We start from the raw sequence: 22,448 nt of genomic DNA, 5'->3' as shown, positions 1-22,448 counted from the left end.
ACCCGGGAGGGGGTTGCCCCCGCCCGTCAGCCCGCCTGGCCCCGCATCCGCGTCGTCCGGTGCACCGGATCCGTGTCGATCTTCGGAATCACGTGCTCCCCGATCAGCCTGATCGTGTTCTTCGTGTCCTCGGGCGACACCCCGATCGGCAGCCCGAACGACAGCTGGTCGGCCCCCGCCTGCTCCCACCTCTTGCACTGCGTGAGCACCTCGTCCGGGTCCCCGCAGATCATCAGCTCCTCGGCGATCAGCAGCTCGATGATCTCCTCGGTGTACTCCGGCAGCAGCTCCGGCCACTCCGGGATGCCCTCGGGGCGGGGGAAGGTGTCGTGGTAGCGGAAGAGCAGCGACTGGAGGTAGTTGAGGCCGCCGCTCACCGCCACCTGCACCGCCTTCTCGTGGGTCTCCGCGCAGATCGCGGTGGACGTCACCATCACGTTGTCGTTGACGAACGCGCCCACCGGCTCGGCGTCCTTCACCGCGTTCTTGTACGACTCGACGACCCACTCCATGTCGGAGACCTTCTGCACGCTGAAGCCCAGCACGCCGAGCCCCTTCTTCCCCGCCATGGCGTAGGAGGCGGGCGAGCCGGCCGCGTACCACATGGCCGGGTGCCCCTTCCCGTACGGCTTGGGCAGGACCTTGCGCGGCGGCAGCGACCAGTGCTTGCCCTGGAAGCCGACGTACTCGTCCTGCAGCCACATCTTGGGGAACTCGGCGATCGTCTCCTCCCAGATCTCCTTGGTGTGGTTCATGTCGGTGATGCCCGGCATGAAGCCGAGGATCTCGTGCGACCCGGCACCGCGCCCGCTGCCGAACTCGAAGCGTCCGCCGCTGAGGTGGTCGAGCATGGCGACCTTCTCGGCGACCTTCACCGGGTGGTTCACCGGTGCCAGCGGGTTGAAGATGCCCGATCCGAGGTGGATGCGTTCCGTGGCGTGCGCGAGGTAGCCGAGGAACACGTCGTTGGCGGAGAGGTGCGAGTACTCCTCCAGGAAGTGGTGCTCGGAGGCCCACGCGTACTTGAACCCTGACCTGTCCGCCTCGATGACGTACTCGGTCTCCTCGATCAGAGCCTTGTGCTCTGCCTCGGGGTCGACCTTGGCGCGCGCGGCGGGCACGTAACCCTGTACGAAGAGACCGAACTCCACGGAAGTTCACCGTCCTTGGGGTGTCGAGTGGTGTGCAATCACTCTTGATCTGACGCATCGTCAGATTTTGATATGGCCGACTGTTCCACCGGCGGGGTGCGCCGTCAATGCCTGACGCTTCGTCAGAAATGGCCGGGGCGGCGCTCAGAGGATGCTGACGCCCGCCAGCCAGCCGCCGTCGATGACGAAGGGCTGTCCGGTGATGTACGAGGAGTCGTCCCCGGTGAGGAAGAGGGCCAGCTTGGCGACCTCCTCGGGCAGGCCGATCCGCCCGAGCGGCACCAGCTTCCGGTAGAGCCCGGCGACGGCCTCCCGCGACTCCTCGGGGTCGGCGGCCGGGTCCAGCGCCGACGGGTTGGTCATCGGGGTGTCGACGGCTCCCGGGCACACGGCGTTCACCCGGATCCCCTTGCCCGCCAGCTCCATCGCGGCGACCCGCGTCAGCCCGAGGATGGCGTGCTTGGTCGCGGCGTACGCGCCCACGTACGCCATGCCGGTCAGCGCCGTGTACGAGGCCGTGTTGACGATCGTGCCGCCGCCGGCCGCCTCGATCTCGGGTGCGACGGTGCGGATGCCGAGGAACGCGCCCACCTGATTGACCTGGATGATCTGCTGGAACTCCTCCAGCGGGGTGCTCACCAGCTCGTTGAAGCGCAGGATCCCGGCGTTGTTGACCAGGCCGTCGATCTTCCCGAAGGCGTCCTTGGCGGCGGTGACGGCCGCCGCCCAGTCCTCCTCGCTGCTCACGTCGAGGTGGACGTAGCGGGCCACGTCCTCGCCCAGCTCGGCCGCCAGCGCCTTGCCCTGGTCGTCGAGCACGTCACCGAGCACGACCCGCGCGCCCTCCGCCGCGAACAGCCTGGCCTCCTGCTCGCCCTGCCCGCGCGCGGCGCCGGTGACGACGACGACACGTCCGTCCAGTTTGCCCATGTGCGTGTCCCTCCTACGGGTCGACCGCCGATCGGCCGCCGGCCGCGCCGGCTACCGGTCGAGGTGCGGAGCCACTTCGGCGGCGAACGCCGCCATCTGGTCGGTGAGTTCGGCTCGGCCGCGGCTGCGGAACCGGACCTGGATCTGGTGCACGCCCATCGCCGCGTACGCGCGCAGCGACTCGGCGAGCGCCTCGGGCTTGCCGCTCAGGGTGCGGCGTCCGACGTCCCAGCCCGCGTCGCCGACGTACAGGGGCTCGGCGATGGCGCCGATCTCCAGCGGGCCGGTGATCCCCGCCTCCTCCCGCAGCCGCCCCAGCTTCGCGATCTGGGCGGGCAGCCGGTCGCGCGGGTCGCCCTGCGGCAGCCAGCCGTCCCCGCGCACGGCGGCCCGGCGCACGGCGGCGGGCGAGGACCCGCCGACCCAGACCGGCACCCGCTCGCGCGCCGGGCGGGGCAGCTGGCCGAGCCCGCTGAACGCGTACCGCTCCCCCGCGAACTCCGGGAACTCCTCGGGGCCCAGCGCCGCCCTCAGCGCGTCGATGGATTCGTCCAGCACCGCGCCCCGCCCGGCGAAGTCGGCGCCGAGCGCGTCGAACTCCTCCTGGACGTGCCCGGCGCCGACCCCGAGGATCAGCCGTCCGCCGCTGAGGTGGTCGAGGGTGGCGTACTGCTTGGCGAGCGCGAGCGGGTGGCGCAGTCCCAGCACCGCGACGTGGGTGAGGAGCTGGACGCGGTCGGTGACGGCCGCGAGGTGCGCGAGGGTCGCCACCGGGTCGTACCAGACGGTGCTCATGCCCTCCGCGAGCCGTCGCGGGATGGCGACGTGGTCGCAGCAGGCGAGGTACGCGAAGCCGTCCCGGTCGGCCTCCCTCGCCACCGCCACCAGGTCGTCGGGGCCGGCGGTCGCCTCCCACGCCTCCGCGTAGATCCGGCTCTGCGACTGGATGGGGAGCTGCATTCCGTACGACAGCCGGCCTTCGGGCAGGACTCGAACCATGAGGACCCCTCGTACGGTCGACCGACGCAACCTGACGAGTCGTCATACTCATACCTGACGGACCGTCAGGCAAGGGGTCCGGCGCCCCGACTATTTCTCCAGCCGCTTCTCCTGCTGCCGCTCGCGCCGCCCCGGCCGCACGCCCGCCTTCTCGGCCGCGGCCTGCAAGGACTGGAGGGCGACCAGCATGATGCCGATGTCGTCCAGATAGACGGGGTCGGGGATCAGGTCGACGGGACTGATCAGATAGACCACCGCCGCCCAGAACAGGAACTTGTTCTCCACCGGGATCCCGGCGTCGGTCAGCAGCTTGCGCGCCTTGACCATCCTCACCAGCACGAACACCGCGCCCACCAGCGTCGCGAGGGCCAGCACCCCCACCACGACCAGCACGATCGTCAACCCGTCACTCATGCGGACTCCTTGCGTCGGCGGGCGGCCCCTCTTCCTCCCGTGTACCCGAACACCGCCCGCACGATCGCTCCACACGCCGGACACCAACGGGTGACACCACCACGCACCTCGGGGTAACCACCCACTATTTAGTGCGTACTTGAGGGCTCCGGGCAGCGATACGAAGGTGGAGGCAGCCCACTCGGGCACATACCTCAAGGAGCTTCTGTGAGCAGCAAGGCACCCGTCACCGTTCTCGGCCTGGGCCTGATGGGCTCGGCGCTGGCCGGGGCACTGGTCGCGGCCGGGCACCCGGTCACCGTGTGGAACCGCACCCCCGCGAAGGCGGACGCGCTGGTGGCGCGCGGGGCGGTGCGCGCCGATTCCGTACGGGCGGCGATCGAGGCCAGTCCGCTGGTCATCGCCTGTCTCCTCGACTACGACTCCCAGCGCGCCGTACTGGAGCCCGCCGCGGGCGCCCTGCACGGCCGCACCTTCGTCAGCCTCACCAACGGCTCGCCCGCCCAGGCCCGCGACACCGAGGCGTGGGTGCACGCGCTCGGCGGCGCGTACCTCGACGGCGGCATCATGGCGATCCCCTCGATGATCGCCGGCCCCCGGGCGTTCATCCTCTACAGCGGGGCGCAGGACCCCTTCGACGCGCACCGGCCGGCGCTGGAGGTGCTGGCCGAGGCGAAGTACCTGGGCACGGACGTGGGCACCGCCTCGCTGTACGACCTGTCGCTGCTGACCGGCATGGACATGATGTTCGCGGGCTTCTTCCACGCGGTCGCGATGGCCACCTCCCACCAGGGGACCACCGCCGTCGGCTTCACGGAACTGCTGGTGAACTGGCTGACGAGCATGCTCCACTCGCTGCCCTCGATGGCCGCCGACATCGACTCCGACGGCCCGCCCGCCTACGAGCAGACCCTCGAACTCATCCTGGCCGCCGCCCGCAACATGGGCGACGCTTCCCGCGAGGCGGGGGTGCGCACGGACTGGTTCGACCGCACGGTGGCGGACGTGGAGTCCCGCATCGCACAGGGCCGCGCGGCCCACTCGGCGCCGGAGGCGGTGCGGCTGCTGCGGGTGGGGTCGTCGGGCTGAGGCCCCGGCCGGACCAAGAGGGCCGTCGGGCTCGCTCCCCTCAGCCCACCCGCCGGGACAGCACCATGCCCGGCCAGGTGCCGGCGAGGAAGGGGTGGGTGGCGGTGAAGCCGCAGCGCTCGTAGAAGGCGACCAGTTCGCCGCCGCCGCCCGCCCAGCAGTCCACCCGCAGCAGGTCGACGCCCGCCTGCCGGGTCACCTCGACGGCGTGCTCCAGCAGTACTGCTCCGATGCCGAGCCCGGCGCGCTCCCGGTCGGAGACCAGCAGCCGGACGTACCGCTCGGGTTCCTCGGCCGTGGGGATGGCCGTCACCTGCGGGTTGGGGCCGGTGGCGATCACCAGGGTGCCGACGGGGACGCCGTCGAGTTCGGCGATGTACGGGTCGTTGTCGGTGGTGTACCGCTGGACGCGTTCCACGCCGCCGGGCTTCTGCGAGTACGGGGTGGTCCCCCACTGCTCGGTGTTGCCGCGCGCGTTCATCCACGCGACCGCGCCGTCGAGCATGTCGAGCACGGCGGGGACGTCGGCGGGGCCGCCGGGACGGATGCGGATGCCGGTTTCGGTGATGTTCGTGGGGGAGCTCATGGGTGCAGCCTAGGCGCGCGGGAGAACGGCCGCCCGGACGGCCGCCCCCGCCCTGCCCGGACCAAAGGCACTCAAGAGGGCCGCAGTTGAGCCGGGCGCGGCACCTGTGATCACCGGGTGGCCGCGCGTCCCCGCAGGCATACTGAACGCGCTGGGGGCGGCGGATCTCGACGGGGAGCGTGGGGCGGCACATGGCGTGGGGAGCGGGCGGCGCGGAACTTCCGGAGCGCATCGGTCAGTACGTCGTGGAGCGCGAGCTGGGCGCGGGCGGCATGGGGACGGTGTACCTGGCCAGGTCACGCGGCGGTCGCAGCGTGGCCGTGAAGGTGGCCCGGCCCGACCTGGCGGCCGATCCGCACTTCAGGGCGCGGTTCCGTGCCGAGGTGGCGGCGGCCCGGAAGGTCGGCGGATTCCACACGGCGCCGGTCGTCGACGCCGACCCGGACGCGCCCGCCCCCTGGCTGGCGACCGCCTACATCGCCGGGCCCACCCTGTCGGCGCTGCTGGCCGAGCGCGGCCCGATGGACGAGCCCCGGCTGCGCGGGCTGGGCGCCGCGCTGACCGAGGCGCTGCAGGCCGTCCACGCCTGCGGGCTGGTCCACCGCGACCTCAAGCCGGGCAACATCATCATGGCCGACGACGGCCCCCGGGTCCTCGACTTCGGCATCGCGCGAGCGGTGGAGTCGACCCGGCTGACCTCCACCGGAGCGGCCTTCGGCACCCCCGGCTACCTCGCCCCCGAGCAGGCCCAGGGCCGGGAGGTGGGCGGCGCGGCGGACGTGTTCGCGCTGGGGGTGGTGCTGGTCGCGGCGGCGGGCGGCAGCGCGTTCGGCGAGGGCGCGCCGATGGGGCTGATGTACCGCTCGGTGCACGAGGAGCCGGACCTGTCCGCCGTGCCCGAGGGGATGCGGGAGGTGGTGGCGGACTGTCTGGCGAAGGACCCGGCGAAGCGGCCCTCGCTGAACCGGCTGCTGGACCTCTTCGCCCCCGAGACGGCACCGCAGGCGGCTCCGGACGCCGCAGCCCGGGACGCCGCGGACCCGGACGCCGCAGACCCGGACGCCGCAGACCCGCACCCGCCGACCGTGCGGGCGCCCGCTGCAACTGCGGGGCCGGTCGGGCCGGGCACCCCGGCTACGTCCGTCACGCCTGCTGCGTCCGTCACGCCTGCCGCGTCCGTCACCACGGCTGCATCCGTCACGTCTGGCGCGTCCGTTGCGCCTGCCGGGCCGGGCACGGCACCGGTACGTCCCGGGCCCGGCCCGGCGGCCGACCCGCGCGGGACGGCCCCGGGCTCCACCGAAGCCGCACCCGGTCCCTCGAACGCCGGATCGTCGCCCGGCCAGGCCCTCGCGGGTGCCGCGACCGTGGCCGCCCCGCGCCCCGCGTCCGGTCCCTCCGACGGGGGTCCGGGAGCGGCGCCCGCTCCCCCGCCGAGGAAGCCCACCGCCCGGTACGTCGCCGGGGCGCTCGCCACCCTGCTCGTGGCCGGCGGCGCCCTGACCGCGTACCTGCTGCGGGGCCAGGGCGGCTCCGACAGCACCTCTTTCCCTCAGGCGAAGTACAAGCTCACGATGGGTTCGTCGGTGCTGGGCGGCAAGTACACGCTGAGCGGGTACCCGGTCGAGAGCAAGGACCCGCTTCCCGACACCGACAAGAGCAGGGGCGTACGGAGCGTCAGCGGCTCCTACTCCGGGAGTTCGGACACCCTGCCGTTCACGGAGCTGACGGTCTCCGGCACGTACGGCCAGTTCAAGAACCCGTTGGCGCACCGGGACTCCGAGCTGGCGGCCGACATCACGCCGAACGAGGAGACCGTCACCGAGCGCAAGAAGGTGCGCGTGCCCGGGTCGAAGATCGAGTTCAGCTGTCTGCGGCTGTCGTCGACGACGGCCGTCACCACCCTGTGCGCCTGGGGCGACTCCAACACGGCGGCGCGCGTCACGTTCGCCGGCTCGTACGGGCTCAAGGAGACGGCGGCGGCGACCCGCAAGGTGCGCGAGGACCTGCTGGAGTCGCTGGGCTGAGGACGGCGGCCCCGGGCGGCACCCCGGGACCGCGCGCAAGAATCCCCGGGCCACGCGGGACAGCCCCGCGCGGGGACACGACCCCGGGTGCCATGGGGTCGCACCCGGGGGCCCGTCCCGCGCTCCGTACGGCGGGTTACGCGCTGCCCGCCCCCGGCCACAGGCCGTCCGGTGTCAGGCCCAGCAGGTCGATCGCGTTGCCGCGCACGATGCGGTCCACCACGTCCGGTGCCAGGTGTCCCATCTGGGCCTCGCCGACCTCCTTCGACTTCGGCCACGTCGAGTCCGAGTGCGGGTAGTCCGTCTCGTACAGGACGTTGCCGACGCCGATCGCGTCCAGGTTCTTCAGGCCGAACGCGTCGTCGAAGAAGCAGCCGAAGACGTGTTCCGCGAAGAGTTCGGACGGGGGGCGGTGCACCTTGTCCGCGACGCCGCCCCAGCCCCGGTTCTCCTCCCACACCACGTCCGCGCGCTCCAGGATGTACGGGATCCAGCCGATCTGCCCCTCCGCGTACATGATCCGCAGCCCGGGGAAGCGTTCGAACTTGCCGCTCATCAGCCAGTCGACCATCGAGAAGCAGCAGTTGGCGAAGGTGATCGTGGAGCCCACGGCGGGCGGGGCGTCCGGCGAGGTCGACGGCATCTTCGAGGAGGAGCCGATGTGCATGGCCACGACCGTGCCCGTCTCGGCGCAGGCCTCCAGGAACGGGTCCCACTCGTCGGTGTGGATGGAGGGGAGGCCGAGGTGCGGGGGGATCTCGGAGAAGGCGACCGCGCGGACCCCCCGGGCGGCGTTGCGGCGGACCTCGGCCGCCGCCAGCCGGGCGTCCCAGAGCGGGATGAGGGTCAGCGGTATCAGCCGGCCCCGGGCCTGCGGGCCGCACCACTCCTCCACCATCCAGTCGTTGTAGGCCTGCACAGAGAGCAGGCCCAGTTCGCGGTCCTTGGCTTCTGTGAAGGTCTGGCCGCAGAAGCGCGGGAAGGTGGGGAAGCAGACCGCCGACTGGACGTGGTTGACGTCCATGTCGGCGAGGCGCTCGGGGACGGAGAAGGAGCCGGGGCGCATCTGCTCGTAGGTGATGACTTCGAGTTTGATCTCGTCGCGGGAGTAGCCGACGGCCGTGTCGAGGCGGGTGAGCGGGCGGTGCAGGTCCTCGTACACCCACCAGTCCCCGATCGGCCCGTCGTCGCCCTTCTGGCCCATGACCGGGGCGAACTTGCCGCCCAGGAAGGTCATTTCCTTCAGGGGGGCGCGGACGATGCGCGGCCCTACGTCGCGGTACTTGCGCGGGAGCCGGTCCTGCCAGACGCCGGGGGGCTCCACCGTGTGGTCGTCCACCGAAATGATCTTCGGGAAGCTGTCCATGTGCATCTCCACCCATCTCCCTGCGCGCGCCGGGGGACTCAGAGGTACGTCGAACGTCGGCAATGTCCGTCACCGTACCGCCGATCTGACGATCCGTCAGGTGGGGGCGAGTGCACTTTCTGCGCACGGACCGTGCACGGAACACCCCAGCCCGCCCCCGAAACTTGAGGTTCCTCTGAGGTTTGTGTACTGACGCACCCCGCATGAGCAAGGCAGACTGAACTAGTACGACAAGTGCCGTAAGGGGCGGTACGAGGCCGGAAGACGCACTTCCGCCCGGCGTACCGGCACGGATTCGGCAAGGGTTCGGCAATGGTCCGGCAAGGGAACGACACAGGCTCGGCAAGGGCGAGGGGGAGTGCGATGGACGACAGCATGTCGAAGGGTTCCGGGGGGACCGAACGCGAGGACACCCCGGCCGCCGGAGGGCTTGAGGGCGAGGACGCCCCGGCCCACGGAGAACCCGCGACGGCTGCCGCCCCGCCCACCGGGGTGCGCTTCAGCGTGCTGGGTCCCGTCCGGGCCTGGCGGGACGGCGCGCACGTGCCGGCCGGTTCGCCGCAGCAGCGCGCCCTGCTCGCCCTGCTCCTGCTGCGCGACGGCCGCACCGCCACCGCCGCCGAACTCATCGACGGCATCTGGGGCGCCGAGCCGCCCTCGCAGGCGCTGTCGGCGCTGCGCACGTACGCCTCCCGGCTGCGCAAGGCGCTCGGCGCCGACGTGCTGGTGAGCGAGTCCGGCGGATACGCGATCCGGCCCGCCGCCGACGCGCTGGACCTGGCGGTGGCGCAGGAGCTGGCCGCCGACGCGGAAAAGGCGCGGGCGAGCGGCGACCGCTGCCTGGCGCGGACCCTGTTCGGCAAGGCGCTGGGGCTGTGGGACGGCGAGGCGCTGGCCTCCGTCCCCGGCCCTTACGCGGAGTCGCAGCGGGTGCGGCTGGAGGAGTGGTTCCTCCAGCTGACCGAGGCGCGGCTGGACCTGGACCTGGAGGTCGGCTGCCACTCCGAGGCCGTACCGGAGCTGACCGCGCTGACCGCCGCCCACCCGCTGCGCGAGAGACTGCGCGAACTGCTGATGCTGGCGCTGTACCGGTGCGGGCGGCAGGCGGAGGCGCTGGCCGTCTACACCGACACCCGCCGGCTGCTCGCCGACGAACTGGGGGTCGACCCGCGGGCCGAACTCTCCCGCCTCCAGCAGCGCATCCTGGCCGCGGACGCGGAACTCGCCCAGCCCGCCGAACCCACCACGGCCGCCGCCCCGGCGACGGTGCGCCCCGCCCAGCTGCCCGCGTCCGTACCGGACTTCACCGGCCGCGACGCCTTCGTCCGCGAACTGGGCGAACGCCTCGCCAGCGCCGAGACGAGCGTCATGGCGGTCTCCGCCCTGGCCGGCATCGGCGGCGTCGGCAAGACGACACTGGCGGTCCACGTGGCCCATGCGGCACGGCCGCACTTTCCGGACGGGCAGTTGTACGTCGATCTCCAGGGAGCGGGCTCGCGCCCGGCCGAGCCGGAGGCCGTGCTGGGCGCGTTCCTGCGCGCGCTCGGCACCCCGGACTCGGCGATACCCGACTCCCCCGACGAGCGGGCCGCGCTCTACCGCTCGACGCTGGACGGACGACGGGTGCTGGTGCTCCTCGACAACGCGCGGGACGCGTCGCAGGTCAGACCGCTCCTTCCGGGTACGGCGGGCTGCGCGGCACTCGTCACCGCGCGGACCAGGATGGTGGATCTCGCAGGCGCCCACCTGGTCGACCTGGACGTGATGTCACCGGAGGAGGCCCTCCAGCTCTTCACCCGGATCGTGGGCGAGGAGCGGGTACGGGCGGAACGCGAGGCGGCGCTGGACGTGGTCGGCGCCTGCGGCTTCCTGCCGCTGGCGATCCGCATCGCGGCGGCGCGGCTGGCGGCCCGGCGGACCTGGACCGTGTCCGTACTGGCGACGAAGCTGGCGGACGAGCGGCGGCGGCTGGACGAGCTGCAGGCGGGCGACCTCGCGGTGAAGGCGACCTTCGAGCTGGGCTACGGGCAGCTGGAGCCCGCCCAGGCACGGGCCTTCCGGCTGCTGGGACTCGCCGACGGCCCGGACATCTCGCTGGCCGCCGCGGCGGCGGTGGTGGGACTGCCGGTGCACGAGACGGAGGACCTGCTGGAGGCCCTCGTCGACACCTCGCTCCTGGAGTCGGCCGCCCCCGGCCGCTACCGCTTCCACGACCTCGTGAGGCTCTACGCGCGTGCGTGTGCCGAGCGGGACGAACAGCTGCCGGAGGAGAGGGAGCTGGCACTGTCGCGGCTGCTGGACTTCTATCTGGCGACAGCGGCCGGGGTGTACGCGCTGGAGCGTCCCGGCGACCGGCTGGTGGACCACCTGGCGGAGACCTCGTACCCCGGCCTGGTCTTCGCCGACCGCCGCGCGGGCGAGGACTGGCTCTACGCGGAGGCGGACCCGCTGCTGGCATGTGCGCACCAGGCGGCGGGCTCGGCCACGGGCACCGCGTCGCTGCGCCGGGCGGCCGACCTGATGTGGGCCGCGCTCGACCTCGGGGAGTCGGGGGCCAACGTCAAACAGTTCGAGTCCACCGCGCGGGTACTGCTGGCGGCGACCCGGCAGAGCGGGGACGAGCGGGCACAGGCACGGGCACTGGTGGCGCTGACGGTCGTGCACCACGCCTCGGGGAGGTTCACCGAGGCGGACCAGGCGGCGGCGGAGGTCGTCCTGCTGTCGCCGGAGGACCAGGACCCGCTGCCGCGCTGCTGGGCCTCCAACGTGCGCGGCATCCTGGCGTACTACCAGAACCGCTTCCCCGACGGGGAACGGCACCTCACCGAGGCGATCGCAAGTTTCCGCAGCATCGGCGACCGGCCCGGCGAGGCGAGCGCGCTGTGCAACCTCTCCCGCAACCACCTCGCCACGGGCCGCACGTCGAGCGCCGTCGCGCTGGCCCAGCAGGGCATCGACATCTACGTGGACATGGGGCACTCCCTGCGCGGTGCGAACGCGCGGTACGCGCTGGGAATGGCGCTGACGGAGGACGGGCGGCACGACGAGGCGACGGCCCAGCTCAACGAGAGCCTGGAGGTGTTCCGCAGCTGCCGTCAGCGGCTGTGGGAGGGCATGACCATCTTCCGGCTCGCCGAGCTGGACCTGGCGTCGGGTCAGCCCGCCCCGGCAGCGGCGAAGGCCGAACAGGCGCTGTCCGTGCTGTACGACATCGGCGGCGAGTGGCGGCGTGCCAACGTACTGAGCCTGCTGGGCCGCGCCCTGCACGGAGTGGGGCAGCCCGGCCGGGCGCAGGTGTGCTGGCGCGAGGCACTGGGCGTCTTCGAGGCCTCGGGCGCCGAGGAAGCCGGGGAGGTCCAGGCCCTGCTCGCCTCCGTCGCACAGCCGGCCGGCTAGCCATTCATCGTTTGTTTATCGCCGTACGGCATCGTCGTCCTTGCCGCATCCGTCGCGTCGGGGGGCAGACGGGCGGCGGCGCCGGGAGGTGCCCGCACAGGGGGTGCGGATGTCTCCTACCGAGCCCTTCCCCCGTGCCCTCGGGCAGGGAAGGGCTCACCCGACCGCTCGAAAACCCATTTTCAGGAGAAGCCATGAGCGACGCCAAGAAGCCCGACACCACGACTCAGGGCGACCAGCACACCACGTCGGAGCCGGTGAAGACGCAGCGCGACCAGCACACCACCACCGAGCCGGCCAAGACCCAGGGTGACCAGCACACCACCTCGGAGCCGGCCAACTAAGAACCGCACCACCGCACGGGGGACCCCGGGGGGGGACACGGGGGCACGGGGGAACGGCCGCGGCGGCGCGGAGGGGGAGCCGTCGCGGCCGTCGTGTTTTCCGCTGCCCGGACCCGCGGTGACCGGCCCAGCATCCGTGTGACATACACGTACAGATCAGACGCAACCAGTACCGCCTTTCCACCCTCCTCCCGTACGAGACAGCAGGATCAGCGCGCGACGAAACCCCAGGCCAGGAGCCCGTTCACCGGCCCGGGGCAGCCGGACCGCACGTCCCGCAAGACCCGGAAGGACCGGAATGACCGCCGACCGCCCCGCCGCGCGAGCAGCTGCCACCGCCGAACAGACCACCGGCGAGCGGCCCGGCTCCGCCGCGGTACCGCTCCTCCCCCGCCCCGACCGCAGCACGGCGGGCCTGCGCGGAGCGGTCGCCCTGCTGACCCCGCACCAGCTGCCGGAGCTGGAGCGCCAGATGGAGGAGTCCCTCTCCCTCTCGGCCCGCACGGGCAGCCTGGCCCCCCTGACCCAGTTCCTGGACGCCTGGGCGGTCACGGTGGAAATAGCCCGCATCCCCTCGGCGGCGTCCCGGCTGCGGGAGGCGGAGTACACGGCACGGGCGGTACGACCGGACGACCCGGCCTGGCGCACGGCGATGCAGGAGATCCAGGACCTGCACGACGCGGCCAGGGAGTCGCTGGGGCTGGGCTGAAGCGCCCTGCGCCCCAGCCCGCGCTCCGGCACACTCCCCGGCCCAGGACCAAGTTCAGCCCCCCGTCCGCCCCCTCAGCTCCCCCTTCACCACTTTTCCGCTCGCGTTCCGCGGTAGTTCGGTGACGAATTCGATCTCTCTGGGGACCTTGTAGTTGGCCATTTCGCGGCGGGACCAGGCGATCACGTCGTCGGCGGTGAGGGTGGTGCCGGGGCGGCGGACCACGTAGGCCTTGCCCACTTCGCCCAGGCGGGGGTCGGGGACGCCGATGACCGCCGCGTCCGCTATCTGCGGGTGCAGGCCGAGGAGCTGTTCGATCTCGGCGGGGTAGGCGTTGAAGCCGCCGACGATGAACATGTCCTTGATCCGGTCGGTGATGCGGAGGTTGCCCTCCTCGTCCAGTACGCCCACGTCCCCCGTGCGGAGCCAGCCGTCGGGGGTGAGGGCGGCGGCGGTGGCGTCGGGGTCCTCGTAGTAGCCCTGCATGACGTTGAAGCCGCGGACCAGGACCTCGCCCGGGGTGCCGGGCGGGGCCGGGGTGCCGTCGGCGGTCTCGACCCGGATCTCGGTGTCGGGGATCGCGCGGCCGGAGGTGTGCGCGATGGTCTCCGGGGCGTCGCCGCGGCGGCACATGGAGACGAAGCCGGAGGCCTCGGACAGGCCGTACGCGGTGAGCACGGTCGCGATGCGCAGCTCCGTGCGGAGGCGTTCGACGAGCTGGAGGGGGACCACCGCGGCTCCGGTGACCACCAGGCGCAGGGCGCTCAGGTCGTGGGAGCCGCGCGAGGGGTGGTCCAGCAGGGACTGGTGGAGGGTCGGGGGGCCGGGGAGGACGGAGATGCGCTCGGCGGCGATGTTCGCGAGCACGGTGTCCACGTTGAACACCGGTTGCGGGATCATCGTCGCGCCCCTGGTCAGACAGGCGATGACGCCGGCCTTGTAGCCGAAGGTGTGGAAGAACGGGTTGACGACGAGATAGCGGTCGCCCTCCCGGAGCCCCGCGAGTTCGGCCCAGATGTCGTACGCCCGCAGCGTCTGCTCATGGGTGATCACCGCACCCTTGGGACGGCCGGTGGTGCCGGAGGTGAAGATGAGGTCCGAGGGGTCCTCGGCGGCGATCTCGCCCGCGCGGGCGCGGACCGTCGCACCGCTCACCTGCTCACCGCCCGCGAGGAAGTCCTTCCAGGTCAGAAAGGCCGACGGGGCCGCGTCGTCGGCGAGGACCACCACGTCGGTGAGGTCGGGAAGGCCGGGCAGGGGCCGCTTCCCGGGCCCCTCGGCCGCCGCCCTGCGCAGCGAGGCGACGTACGACGTGCCGAGGAAGGTGCCGGTGACGAAGAGGAGCCTGGCCCCGGACTTGCGGCAGATGTACGCCGCCTCCGCGCCCTTGAACCGGGTGTTGAGCGGCACCAGGACCGCCCCCGCCGTGACCGCCCCGAGGGCCGAGACGATCCAGTCGAGGCTGTTGGGCGCCCAGATCGCGACCCGGTCCCCGCGCCGGACACCGCGGGCCAGACAGGCCGCCGCCGCCCGCTCGACGCGCTCGCCCAGTTCCGCGTAGGAGATCCGGGTGCGGCCGTCGACCACGGCCTCGCGGTCCCCGTGGTCCGCGGCGGCCTGCTGGACCAGCTCCGGGATGGTGTTCCACTGCATCTGCTTGCCACTTCGCATCGCGAGTACTCCCTACCACCACTAGCTGACTATCCGTCAGATTAGCTGTAGCCTGACGCGCTGTCAGCAGTCAGGACGCTCGCGGAGGTGGCCCCGGATCATGACGGCACGCATGACAGGACTCAAGGACGCGACGGCGATAGTCGGGATCGGACAGACCCCCTTCGCCAAACAACTCCCCCAGAGCGAAAAGGAGTTGTCCTGCCGGGCGATCCTGGCCGCGCTCGACGACGCGGGCATCGACCCGGCCGAGGTGGACGGCCTCGCCTCGTACACGATGGAGGAGACGGACGAGGTCGAGGTGGCCAAGGCCATCGGGGCCGGGGACCTCACCTTCTTCTCCAAGGTGGGCTTCGGCGGCGGCGGTTCGTGCGCGACGGTCGCGCACCTGGCCTCCGCCGTCGCCACCGGCCAGGCGAGCGTCGGGGTCGCCTGGCGCTCCCGCAAGCGCGGGAGCGGGCCGAGGCCCTGGCGCAACACGACGGTGCAGCTGCCGACCCCCGCCCAGTGGACCCGCCCGTTCGGCCTGCTGCGCCCGGCCGACGAGATCGGCATGCTGGCCCGCCGCTACATGCACGAGTACGGCGCCACCCGCGACCACCTCTTCAACGTGGCCCTCGCCTGCCGCAACCGGGCGAACCAGAACCCGGCCGCGATGATGTACGAACGCCCGCTGACCCGCGACATGTATATGACCTCCCGCTGGATCAGCGAGCCGCTCTGCCTCTTCGACAACTGCCTGGAGACCGACGGCGCGCTGGCGTGCGTGATCGTGAGCGCCGAGCGCGCCGGGGACTGCCGCCGCAGGCCGGTGTACGTGCACTCCGCCGCCCAGGGCCTGCCCGCCCAGCACCACGGGATGGTCAACTACTGGAACGACGACCCGCTGACCGGCCCCGCCTGGACCGCCGCCCGCCAGCTGTGGAAGCAGGCCGACTTCGGCCCCGAGGACGTGGACGTGGCGCAGATCTACGACGCGTTCACCCCGCTCATCCCGCTCTCCCTGGAGGGGTACGGGTTCTGCGGGCGCGGCGAAGGGGCCGCGTTCACCGAGGGCGGCGCGCTGGAGAGCGGCGGCCGGCTGCCGATCAACACCGGCGGCGGCGGGCTCAGCGAGGCGTACGTGCACGGCTTCAACCTCATCAACGAGGGTGTGAAGCAGTTGCGCGGCACCTCCACCGCCCAGGTTCCGGACGCGGCCACCTGCCTGGTCACGGCGGGCGAGGGCGTCCCCACTTCCGCTCTGCTGCTGAGGAGTTGACCTGCGATGAGCGTTGCACACGAAGGCCGGGACACCGTCCACGAGGGCCTGCTGAGCCCCGTCCCGGACGACGACGGCGCGCCCTTCTGGGAGTACGCCGCCCGGCGCGAGCTGCGCGTCCAGTCCTGCGCGGACTGCGGGGAGCTGCGCTTCCCGCCCCGCCCGTGCTGCCCGCACTGCCACTCCTTCGCGAGCGACTGGCAGCTGATGAGCGGGCGGGGCACGATCTGGTCGTACGTCGTCCCCCATCCGCCGCTGCTGCCCGCGTACGCCGCCCAGGCCCCGTACAACGCGGTGATCGTGGAGCTGGCGGACGCGCCCCGCGTGCGGCTGGTCGGCAACGTGGTCGCCGAACCGGACGCACGACTGGACTCGGTCGATCCGCAACGGCTGCGGATCGGGGCGAAGGTGCAGGTGGCCTTCACGCGGCTGCCGGACGGGACGACGGTGCCGCGCTGGCTGCTGGAGCGGCCGTGAGCGGGGCCGCGGCGGGCACGTCGTCCGGTGTGCGGGTGGAGCGGGACAAGGAGAGCGGGGTCGCGGTCGTCACGCTCGACCGGCCGGACAGGCTCAACGCGATCGACCTGGCGACCGCCGCCGAACTGGCCGCCGTGTGGCGGGAGTTCCGCTACGACGACACGGTACGGGCGGCCGTGCTCACCGGCGCGGGCGACAAGGCGTTCTGCACCGGCATCGACCGCACGGTCGAGGTGCCGCAGCCGTCGTCCCCGTACTCCGTCGACGACCCCCTGCTGACCATCGGGCCCAAGGCCAACGACCTCTGGAAACCGGTGGTCGCGGCGGTGCGCGGGATGGCCTGCGGCGGGGCGTTCTACCTGCTGGGCGAGGCGGAGTTCGTGGTGGCGGGCCGGAGCGCCACCTTCTTCGACCCGCACACCACGTACGGCATGGTCAGCGCGTACGAGACGGCACTGCTTGCACAGCGGATGCCGTACGGCGAGATCGCCCGGATGGCACTGCTCGGCACGGCGGAACGGATGTCGGCGGGGCGGGCGTACGAGGTCGGCCTCGTCTCCGAACTGACGGCGGACGGAGAGGAGTTGGCCGCCGCCCTGCGCTCGGCCGAGGTGATCGCAGGCTGCCCGACGGAGGCGGTGCAGGGCACGGTGCGGGCGGTGTGGGCGACGAAGGAGGCGGCGATGGCGCAGGCGTTCGCGCGGGCACCGCAGCTGATCGCGCTGGGGAACCTGCCGGCGGAGCGGCAGTCGGAACTGTTCGGGAACCGGAAGGGAGATTTCCGCATTCGCTAGGGACTCGGCGGCGCAGCACCGCGGCACCGCGACATCACAGCATCACGGCGCCGCCCGACCATTGTTCGCCTTGGATGCGAACAACTCCTTTCCTCACCTCCAGTTGTTCTAGTAGTATGCAAACAACTGGAGGTTCACCATGACCCTGCGCACGACTTCGGGACGCCTGCGTCTCCTGGCCCTGGGCGTCGCCCCGTACGTCCTGGCCCTGCTCGTCCACCTCACCGTGTTCCTGGCCGCCCGCGACCGGCTGCCCGACCCCATGGCCAGTCGTTTCGACGCCTCGGGCAGGCCGGTCAGCTATCTCTCCGTGCCCGTGGCGGTGCTCACCGGCATCGGGATGTTCACCCTGCTCGGCGCGGTCTTCGCCTTCGTCGCGCTGAACGTCGCGAGGGGGCGCTCCCGCCCCGGGGGCCTGCGCGGGCTGCTCGCCGTCGGCTGGGGTCTGGCGGCCTTCCTCGGCTATCTGCTGCCGGTGAGCACCGCCGTCCAGCGCTCAGTGGCCGACGCGGCCGACGCCCGCTTCCCGCTGTGGCACCTGGCGGTGGCGCTCGGTGTCGCGCTCGCCGCTGCGGCCGTCGGCTTCCTGCTGGCCCTCGCGCTGCCCGACTCCCCCGCCCAGGACGGCCCCACCACGACGACCGGCCGGATCGACCTGGCGGACGGCGAGGTGGCCAGCTGGTCGCACCGGCTCGGCTCGGGCCCCGCCGTGCTGTCCGCCACGGCCGCCGTCGTCGCGGGGGCGGTGTGCGGCGCGGTGGGGTACTGGCCGGCGGCCGTGCCGCTGCTGCTGGTCGGCGCCCTGATGCTGCTCTTCGTGTCCGCGTACGTGGTCGTGGACCGCCGGGGCCTCACGATCGCCCCCGCGGTGCTGCACCGGCCCGCGCTGCACATCCCCCTGGGCGGCATGAGCACCGCCGACCTCCGCGACATCGACCCCGTCGCGGACTACGGCGGCTGGGGCTACCGGATCAGGCACAATCGCACGGGGCTCATCGTGCGCTCCGGCGAGGCGATAGTCGTCCGGCGCACCAACGGACGGGAGTTCGCGGTCACCGTGGACGACTCGGCGACCGGGGCCGCCCTCCTCGCCACCCTCATCGAACGCCGCGGGACCCACGGGCCCCGAGAAAGCCGCTGACCACATGCTGTTCACACTGGATCCCGCCTCGTCCGTACCGCTCGGCGACCAGATCGCCGCCTCGGTGCGCGGCGCGATCGCCGACGGCACGGTCGAACCGGGCGAACGCCTGCCCGCCGCCCGCGTCCTCGCGGACTCGCTGGGCATCAACGTCCACACGGTGCTGCGCGGCTACCAGCGGCTGCGCGAGGAGGGCCTGATCGAGCTGCGCCGGGGCCGGGGAGCGGTGGTGGTGGACGCGCCGGTGGCACCGGGAAGGGCCCGGCTGCTGGAGCGGATCGGCGACCTGGTCGACGAGGCGCGCAGGCTGGGCATGCCGGAGGAGGACCTGCTGGCGCTGGTACGGGCCAACCTGGCCGACTGAGGACTGGGGGCGGCGGTACACGCACGAGGGCCCCGGTCGCGGCTTGCACAAGCCGCGGCCGGGGCCCCTTCGCGTACCGGACCGGCCGCTCCCGGATCAGGAGCTGCTGCGGGTCACGTTGTTGACCTCGCAACGGCCGATCAGGGACTCGGTGTCCTTCTTCACGTACGGGGTGGCGAAGTCGCGCGACTCGTTCTGGCCCGGGGCGACGAAGAGGATGCTGCCGCTGCGGGTGCCGACGGTGGTGCCGCTGTTCGTGAACTTCACCGTGAAGCGGTAGGTGTAGGTCTGCGAGGAGCTGCTGTTGGTGGCGGAGATGCGCGCCACCAGGCCGCGCGACGGGTCGTACTTGCACTCGGAGATGCGCAGGTCGCGGGAGGCGTTGCCGCTGCCGCCGACGCCGGGGACGGAGCCGACGGTGCCGCTGCTGGAGGAGCTGCTGTCCGAGCTGCCGCTGGAGGACGTGCTGGAGCTGCCGCTGGACGAGCTGGAGCCGTCGTAGCCGCCGGTGGACGCCTGGTAGTCGCCGCCGCTCGACGAGCTGGAGCTGGAGCTGGAGTCGCTGCCCCCGCTGCTGGAGCTGCTGGAGCCGTGGCTGCTGGAACCGCCGCTGCAACTTCCGCCGTGCGAGCCGCGGGCGCCGGTGAGCGCGACCACTGCGATACCGAAGACGGCCACTGCACGGACATGGCGAAGCTTCATGCTTCCAACCCCCGTTGGTTTGGTGCGGTTTGGGACATTCCGGCAGGAATAAATTTCCCGTAAGGACGAGTGCATGACACCCTAGCAGCGCCAGCGTTGCGGCGTAGCCCCGAACCCGGCGGGCCGGGCAGGGGCCCTGACAAGGGCACGGGATCTTCTCAACGGGGTCACAGACGCAGGGCGACACCCCCTCGGTTCCCAGGCCCCTTCAGGGGCGCGGGGAACTGCGCGAGCAACAAACAACGCACCCGCAGGCGAACGACAGCCCCGCGGCCGGCGGCCTGGGGAAGGGGCGGGGCACAGCCCGCCGCAGGCCGGGGCGGCACGGCCCCGGGCCGAGATCCGGGGCCCGGGAGTGGGGGGCGGGCGGCCCGGCCTATCGTGCCGTGCGCCCCGTGGCCGTCCCCTTCACCGCGTCCAACGCGTACACACACCGGTCCTTGCTGCAGGCGTACACGATCCCCGCCTCCGCCACCGGCGACCCCGTGATCTCCCCGCCGGTCTTCAGCTTCCAGCGCAGCTGTCCGCCCGCCGCGTCCACCGTGTACAGACAGTGGTCGGCGGAGCCGAAGTGGACGCGGCCGTCCGCGACCACGGGCGCGCCGACCACCTCCCCGCCCGCCGCGAACCGCCACTTGGGCGTGCCGGTGACCGCGTCGAGCGTGTAGAGCGCGCTGCCGCTGCCGACGTGGACGTGGCCCGCGGCGACCAGTACGGGTTCGATGGACTGCCGGGACTCCGTCGCGATCCGCCACCGGTCCTTGCCGGTGGAGGCGTCCAGGGCGTACACCGTGCCGAGGTAGTCGGCCAGGTAGATGCCGCCGCCCGTGACGGCGGGGCCGGGGGCGAAGGCCGGGGCGGACAGGAAGACCGCCGGGGCCTCGAAGTGCCACCGCACGTGGCCCGACGCCAGGTCGACCGCGAGGACCCGGGTGCCGGCGGAGATGTAGGCGTACCCGTCCTCGGCGGGGGTGACCCGGACCGGGGCTCCCCCGCAGGACGCCGCGTCCCCGATGGGGTACGACCAGCGTTCGATGCCGGAGCGCGCGTCCAGCGCCCGCAGCCTGGCGTCCTGCCACACGAAGACCGTGTCGTCGTGGACGGCGGGCCCGGCCTCCGGGGTCTCGAAGTCGGTCTGGGCGCCGGTGATCTCCCAGAGCTTCTGGCCGTTGGAAGCCTCCCAGGCCTGTACGCCGCCGCCGCGCGTGCCGGTGACGACGGTGCCGCGGGCCGCCTTCAGGGAGTACACCCAGGCGTCGGTCTGCAGCCGCCAGCGCTCGGAGCCGTCGGTCGCGTCCAGGGCGTAGAGCGTGGGCCCGTCGGAGGCGTGTATCCGGCCGCCGGAGACCGCCATCGCCCAGGCCACGTCCCGCGTCTTGAACTGGCGGCGGCCCGAGGCCACGTCCAGCGCGTGCACCTCGAAGGAGGTGACGTACACCAGGTCGCCGGCGACGGCCGGTGTCCCCCACACGTCGTTGGACATCCGGAACCGCCAGGGGCGCCAGCCGGTCGCCGCGGGGCCTTCGGGGGACGCGCCGGGCGCGCCGCCGGGCGGGGGCGACGCGGGCGGTGCGTGCGCCGGGGCCGGTACGCCGTTCAGTCCGCCGGTCATCCCGCCCGGCGGGCGCACCCATCCGGTGGCGGGCCCGGTGGCCTCGGCGACCGCGGCGGCAGCGGCGGCGCCCTGCCCGTCGGCCACCCGGGGGCCGGGACCGATCGGCACCTGCGCCCCGGCGAGCCGGACGGGGCCGTCGGCGTAGGAGGGCGGGGGCGGCGACGCGTGCCCGGTGCGGGGGTCCGCGTAGGAGGGCGGGGGCGGATAGGGCGGCGGGTTCTGCGGGCGCGGCGGCGGCGAGGGGTCGCGCCGGGGTGCGGCGACCGGGGCGGCCGGGGCCCGGCCGCCGCCCCTGCGCTCCTCGATCATGGCGGTGGCCCGGGACGGCAGCCAGGCCGACGCGGTGCCGCTGTCGTCGCCGCCGGAGGAGAAGAGGTGCGGGGCGAGCTGGGCCTGGAGGTCGGCGGGGCTGGGGCGCAGTGCCGCCTCCATGCCCATGCAGGAGTCGATCAGCGGACGGAGTTCGTCCGGGAGTCCTTCGAGGTCGGGACCCTCGCGCAGCAGCATGAAGACGGTCTCGACGGGGTTCGCCCCGTGGAAGGGGGCGTGCCCGGTGGCGGCGAAGACGAGGGTGGAGCCGAGCGAGAAGATGTCGCTCGCCCCGGTGACGCTGCGGGAGTCCCTGGCCTGCTCGGGGGACATGTAGGCGGGGGTGCCCACGGCGACGTTCGTCATGGTCAGGCGGGTGTTGGAGACGCCGGACGCGATGCCGAAGTCGATGACGCGCGGACCGTCCTCGACGACGAGGACGTTGGAGGGCTTCAGGTCGCGGTGGACCAGGCCCGCGCCGTGGATGGACTGGAGGGCCTCGGCGATGCCGGCGGCCAGCCAGCGCACGGCGTTCGCGGGCATCGGCCCGCACTCGTTCACTATTTCTTCGAGGGAGGGGGCGGGGACGTACGCCGTCGCCAGCCAGGGCACCGCCGCGCGCGGGTCGGCGTCGACCACGGCCGCCGTGTAGAAGCCGGAGACCGCGCGGGCCGCCTCGACCTCCCGCGTGAAACGGACCCGGAACAGCTGGTCCTCGGCGAGCTCCGTACGCACCGTCTTGATCGCCACCCGGCGCCCGGACGCGGACCGCGCGAGATAGACGAGCCCCATCCCGCCGGCACCGAGCCGTCCCAGGACCTCGAACGGGCCGATCCGCCGCGGATCGTGCTGCGTCAGCTGCTCCACTTGCCTGCCACCTCCCCGTGCACCGGCCGCAACGCACAGCCCTGTGCAGCGTCTCATCCGCTGGGCACCCCCAGCGGTGCGCTCCCCTGATTCTTCCTGTCTCCCGGCGTGGTGGCTAACCCGGGGCCGGAATGGAGTGTTTCCCCCTAATTCGCCCCTTTCTCCTGATAAACGGCTTCCTTTCCCCGGTGCGCTTCTCCCGACGCCCTCTCCCGGCGCTCTTCATCCCGCAGTCC

19 protein-coding genes are annotated in these 22,448 nt (G+C 72.6%); 10 read left to right on the top strand and 9 right to left on the bottom strand.

Features of this window, described 5'->3' with window-relative positions; translation table 11 throughout:
* Window positions 1-26 precede the first annotated feature (26 nt).
* From ACFYVL_RS10925 to ACFYVL_RS10910, 4 genes are all read right to left on the bottom strand, one after another.
* Window positions 27-1,151, bottom strand: a complete 1,125-nt coding sequence (locus ACFYVL_RS10925; protein WP_389243030.1) for an LLM class flavin-dependent oxidoreductase — start codon at window positions 1,149-1,151, stop codon at window positions 27-29.
* Window positions 1,152-1,295: 144 nt separating this feature from the next.
* Window positions 1,296-2,081, bottom strand: a complete 786-nt coding sequence (locus ACFYVL_RS10920) for an SDR family NAD(P)-dependent oxidoreductase (RefSeq protein ID WP_389243028.1) — start codon at window positions 2,079-2,081, stop codon at window positions 1,296-1,298.
* Between the two features lie 51 nt (window positions 2,082-2,132).
* Window positions 2,133-3,080: a TIGR03619 family F420-dependent LLM class oxidoreductase gene (locus tag ACFYVL_RS10915; protein WP_389243026.1), complete on the bottom strand. Its 948-nt coding sequence runs from the start codon at window positions 3,078-3,080 to the stop codon at window positions 2,133-2,135.
* 90 nt (window positions 3,081-3,170) lie between these two features.
* Window positions 3,171-3,494, bottom strand: a complete 324-nt coding sequence (locus tag ACFYVL_RS10910; RefSeq protein WP_389243024.1) for a YkvA family protein — start codon at window positions 3,492-3,494, stop codon at window positions 3,171-3,173.
* A gap of 207 nt (window positions 3,495-3,701) precedes the next feature.
* Between ACFYVL_RS10910 and ACFYVL_RS10905 the strand changes: the two genes are divergently transcribed.
* Window positions 3,702-4,583 carry an NAD(P)-dependent oxidoreductase gene (locus ACFYVL_RS10905; protein ID WP_389243022.1) on the top strand — a complete coding sequence of 294 codons (882 nt, stop codon included), beginning with the start codon at window positions 3,702-3,704 and terminating at the stop codon, window positions 4,581-4,583.
* Between the two features lie 40 nt (window positions 4,584-4,623).
* Here the strand turns inward: ACFYVL_RS10905 and ACFYVL_RS10900 are convergent, their stop codons facing one another.
* Window positions 4,624-5,169 (bottom strand): GNAT family N-acetyltransferase, encoded by a 546-nt coding sequence (locus ACFYVL_RS10900; RefSeq protein ID WP_389243020.1) that lies wholly within the window; start codon window positions 5,167-5,169, stop codon window positions 4,624-4,626.
* 191 nt (window positions 5,170-5,360) lie between these two features.
* On the opposite strand from ACFYVL_RS10900, the gene ACFYVL_RS10895 reads away from it, so the two are divergent.
* Complete coding sequence (locus ACFYVL_RS10895) at window positions 5,361-7,196, top strand: protein kinase (RefSeq protein ID WP_389243018.1); 1,836 nt, start codon at window positions 5,361-5,363, stop codon at window positions 7,194-7,196.
* A 136-nt stretch (window positions 7,197-7,332) separates the two neighbouring features.
* Here ACFYVL_RS10895 and ACFYVL_RS10890 read toward each other — a convergent pair whose 3' ends face one another.
* Window positions 7,333-8,562 (bottom strand): amidohydrolase family protein, encoded by a 1,230-nt coding sequence (locus ACFYVL_RS10890; protein WP_389243016.1) that lies wholly within the window; start codon window positions 8,560-8,562, stop codon window positions 7,333-7,335.
* 375 nt (window positions 8,563-8,937) lie between these two features.
* On the opposite strand from ACFYVL_RS10890, the gene ACFYVL_RS10885 reads away from it, so the two are divergent.
* The 3 genes from ACFYVL_RS10885 to ACFYVL_RS10875 all read left to right on the top strand — a co-directional run bounded on the left by ACFYVL_RS10885 (window position 8,938) and on the right by ACFYVL_RS10875 (window position 13,011).
* The gene (locus tag ACFYVL_RS10885) at window positions 8,938-11,958 is read left to right on the top strand and encodes a BTAD domain-containing putative transcriptional regulator (RefSeq protein WP_389243428.1); all 3,021 of its coding nucleotides are present in this window, start codon (window positions 8,938-8,940) and stop codon (window positions 11,956-11,958) included.
* Between the two features lie 194 nt (window positions 11,959-12,152).
* Complete coding sequence (locus ACFYVL_RS10880; RefSeq protein WP_389243014.1) at window positions 12,153-12,302, top strand: hypothetical protein; 150 nt, start codon at window positions 12,153-12,155, stop codon at window positions 12,300-12,302.
* A 298-nt stretch (window positions 12,303-12,600) separates the two neighbouring features.
* On the top strand, window positions 12,601-13,011 hold the full coding sequence (locus ACFYVL_RS10875; RefSeq protein ID WP_389243012.1) for a hypothetical protein: 411 nt from the start codon (window positions 12,601-12,603) through the stop codon (window positions 13,009-13,011).
* 54 nt (window positions 13,012-13,065) lie between these two features.
* Here the strand turns inward: ACFYVL_RS10875 and ACFYVL_RS10870 are convergent, their stop codons facing one another.
* Window positions 13,066-14,682: a FadD3 family acyl-CoA ligase gene (locus tag ACFYVL_RS10870; protein WP_389243010.1), complete on the bottom strand. Its 1,617-nt coding sequence runs from the start codon at window positions 14,680-14,682 to the stop codon at window positions 13,066-13,068.
* Window positions 14,683-14,794: 112 nt separating this feature from the next.
* Here ACFYVL_RS10870 and ACFYVL_RS10865 point away from each other — a divergent pair, with 112 nt between their 5' ends.
* The 5 genes from ACFYVL_RS10865 to ACFYVL_RS10845 all read left to right on the top strand — a co-directional run bounded on the left by ACFYVL_RS10865 (window position 14,795) and on the right by ACFYVL_RS10845 (window position 18,719).
* The gene (locus tag ACFYVL_RS10865) at window positions 14,795-15,943 is read left to right on the top strand and encodes a lipid-transfer protein (protein WP_389243427.1); all 1,149 of its coding nucleotides are present in this window, start codon (window positions 14,795-14,797) and stop codon (window positions 15,941-15,943) included.
* A 6-nt stretch (window positions 15,944-15,949) separates the two neighbouring features.
* Window positions 15,950-16,420, top strand: coding sequence for a Zn-ribbon domain-containing OB-fold protein (locus ACFYVL_RS10860; RefSeq protein ID WP_389243008.1), 471 nt, complete (start codon window positions 15,950-15,952; stop codon window positions 16,418-16,420).
* Window positions 16,417-17,214, top strand: coding sequence for an enoyl-CoA hydratase/isomerase family protein (locus ACFYVL_RS10855; protein WP_389243006.1), 798 nt, complete (start codon window positions 16,417-16,419; stop codon window positions 17,212-17,214). The genes ACFYVL_RS10860 and ACFYVL_RS10855 overlap by 4 nt, the downstream gene beginning before the upstream one ends.
* A 139-nt stretch (window positions 17,215-17,353) precedes the next feature.
* Entirely contained in the window at window positions 17,354-18,355 is a 1,002-nt protein-coding gene (locus ACFYVL_RS10850; RefSeq protein WP_389243004.1) for a DUF1648 domain-containing protein, read from the top strand.
* A 4-nt stretch (window positions 18,356-18,359) separates the two neighbouring features.
* The gene (locus ACFYVL_RS10845) at window positions 18,360-18,719 is read left to right on the top strand and encodes a GntR family transcriptional regulator (RefSeq protein ID WP_389243002.1); all 360 of its coding nucleotides are present in this window, start codon (window positions 18,360-18,362) and stop codon (window positions 18,717-18,719) included.
* Window positions 18,720-18,815: 96 nt separating this feature from the next.
* On the opposite strand, the gene ACFYVL_RS10840 is transcribed toward ACFYVL_RS10845, so the two are convergent.
* Both ACFYVL_RS10840 and ACFYVL_RS10835 read right to left on the bottom strand, forming a co-directional pair.
* The gene (locus tag ACFYVL_RS10840) at window positions 18,816-19,421 is read right to left on the bottom strand and encodes a hypothetical protein (RefSeq protein ID WP_389243000.1); all 606 of its coding nucleotides are present in this window, start codon (window positions 19,419-19,421) and stop codon (window positions 18,816-18,818) included.
* A 376-nt stretch (window positions 19,422-19,797) separates the two neighbouring features.
* The gene (locus tag ACFYVL_RS10835; RefSeq protein WP_389242998.1) at window positions 19,798-22,212 is read right to left on the bottom strand and encodes a PQQ-binding-like beta-propeller repeat protein; all 2,415 of its coding nucleotides are present in this window, start codon (window positions 22,210-22,212) and stop codon (window positions 19,798-19,800) included.
* Window positions 22,213-22,448: the final 236 nt, after the last annotated feature.

The sequence above is a fragment of the Streptomyces sp. NPDC004111 genome (genome assembly GCF_042874215.1).
Taxonomy (GTDB): Bacteria; Actinomycetota; Actinomycetes; order Streptomycetales; family Streptomycetaceae; genus Streptomyces.
The sequence above is the reverse complement of the archived record's forward strand: the minus strand, read 5'-3'. Positions and strand labels throughout refer to the sequence as shown.

Coding starts and splice junctions, on each gene's coding strand:
- ACFYVL_RS10920 (WP_389243028.1), bottom strand. CDS start 2,081: ATGGGCAAACTGGACGGACGTGTCGTCGTCGTCACCGGCGCCGCGCGC.
- ACFYVL_RS10915 (WP_389243026.1), bottom strand. CDS start 3,080: ATGGTTCGAGTCCTGCCCGAAGGCCGGCTGTCGTACGGAATGCAGCTC.
- ACFYVL_RS10910 (WP_389243024.1), bottom strand. CDS start 3,494: ATGAGTGACGGGTTGACGATCGTGCTGGTCGTGGTGGGGGTGCTGGCC.
- ACFYVL_RS10900 (WP_389243020.1), bottom strand. CDS start 5,169: ATGAGCTCCCCCACGAACATCACCGAAACCGGCATCCGCATCCGTCCC.
- ACFYVL_RS10895 (WP_389243018.1), top strand. CDS start 5,361: ATGGCGTGGGGAGCGGGCGGCGCGGAACTTCCGGAGCGCATCGGTCAG.
- ACFYVL_RS10890 (WP_389243016.1), bottom strand. CDS start 8,562: ATGGACAGCTTCCCGAAGATCATTTCGGTGGACGACCACACGGTGGAG.
- ACFYVL_RS10885 (WP_389243428.1), top strand. CDS start 8,938: ATGTCGAAGGGTTCCGGGGGGACCGAACGCGAGGACACCCCGGCCGCC.
- ACFYVL_RS10880 (WP_389243014.1), top strand. CDS start 12,153: ATGAGCGACGCCAAGAAGCCCGACACCACGACTCAGGGCGACCAGCAC.
- ACFYVL_RS10875 (WP_389243012.1), top strand. CDS start 12,601: ATGACCGCCGACCGCCCCGCCGCGCGAGCAGCTGCCACCGCCGAACAG.
- ACFYVL_RS10870 (WP_389243010.1), bottom strand. CDS start 14,682: ATGCGAAGTGGCAAGCAGATGCAGTGGAACACCATCCCGGAGCTGGTC.
- ACFYVL_RS10865 (WP_389243427.1), top strand. CDS start 14,795: ATGACAGGACTCAAGGACGCGACGGCGATAGTCGGGATCGGACAGACC.
- ACFYVL_RS10860 (WP_389243008.1), top strand. CDS start 15,950: ATGAGCGTTGCACACGAAGGCCGGGACACCGTCCACGAGGGCCTGCTG.
- ACFYVL_RS10850 (WP_389243004.1), top strand. CDS start 17,354: ATGACCCTGCGCACGACTTCGGGACGCCTGCGTCTCCTGGCCCTGGGC.
- ACFYVL_RS10845 (WP_389243002.1), top strand. CDS start 18,360: ATGCTGTTCACACTGGATCCCGCCTCGTCCGTACCGCTCGGCGACCAG.
- ACFYVL_RS10840 (WP_389243000.1), bottom strand. CDS start 19,421: ATGAAGCTTCGCCATGTCCGTGCAGTGGCCGTCTTCGGTATCGCAGTG.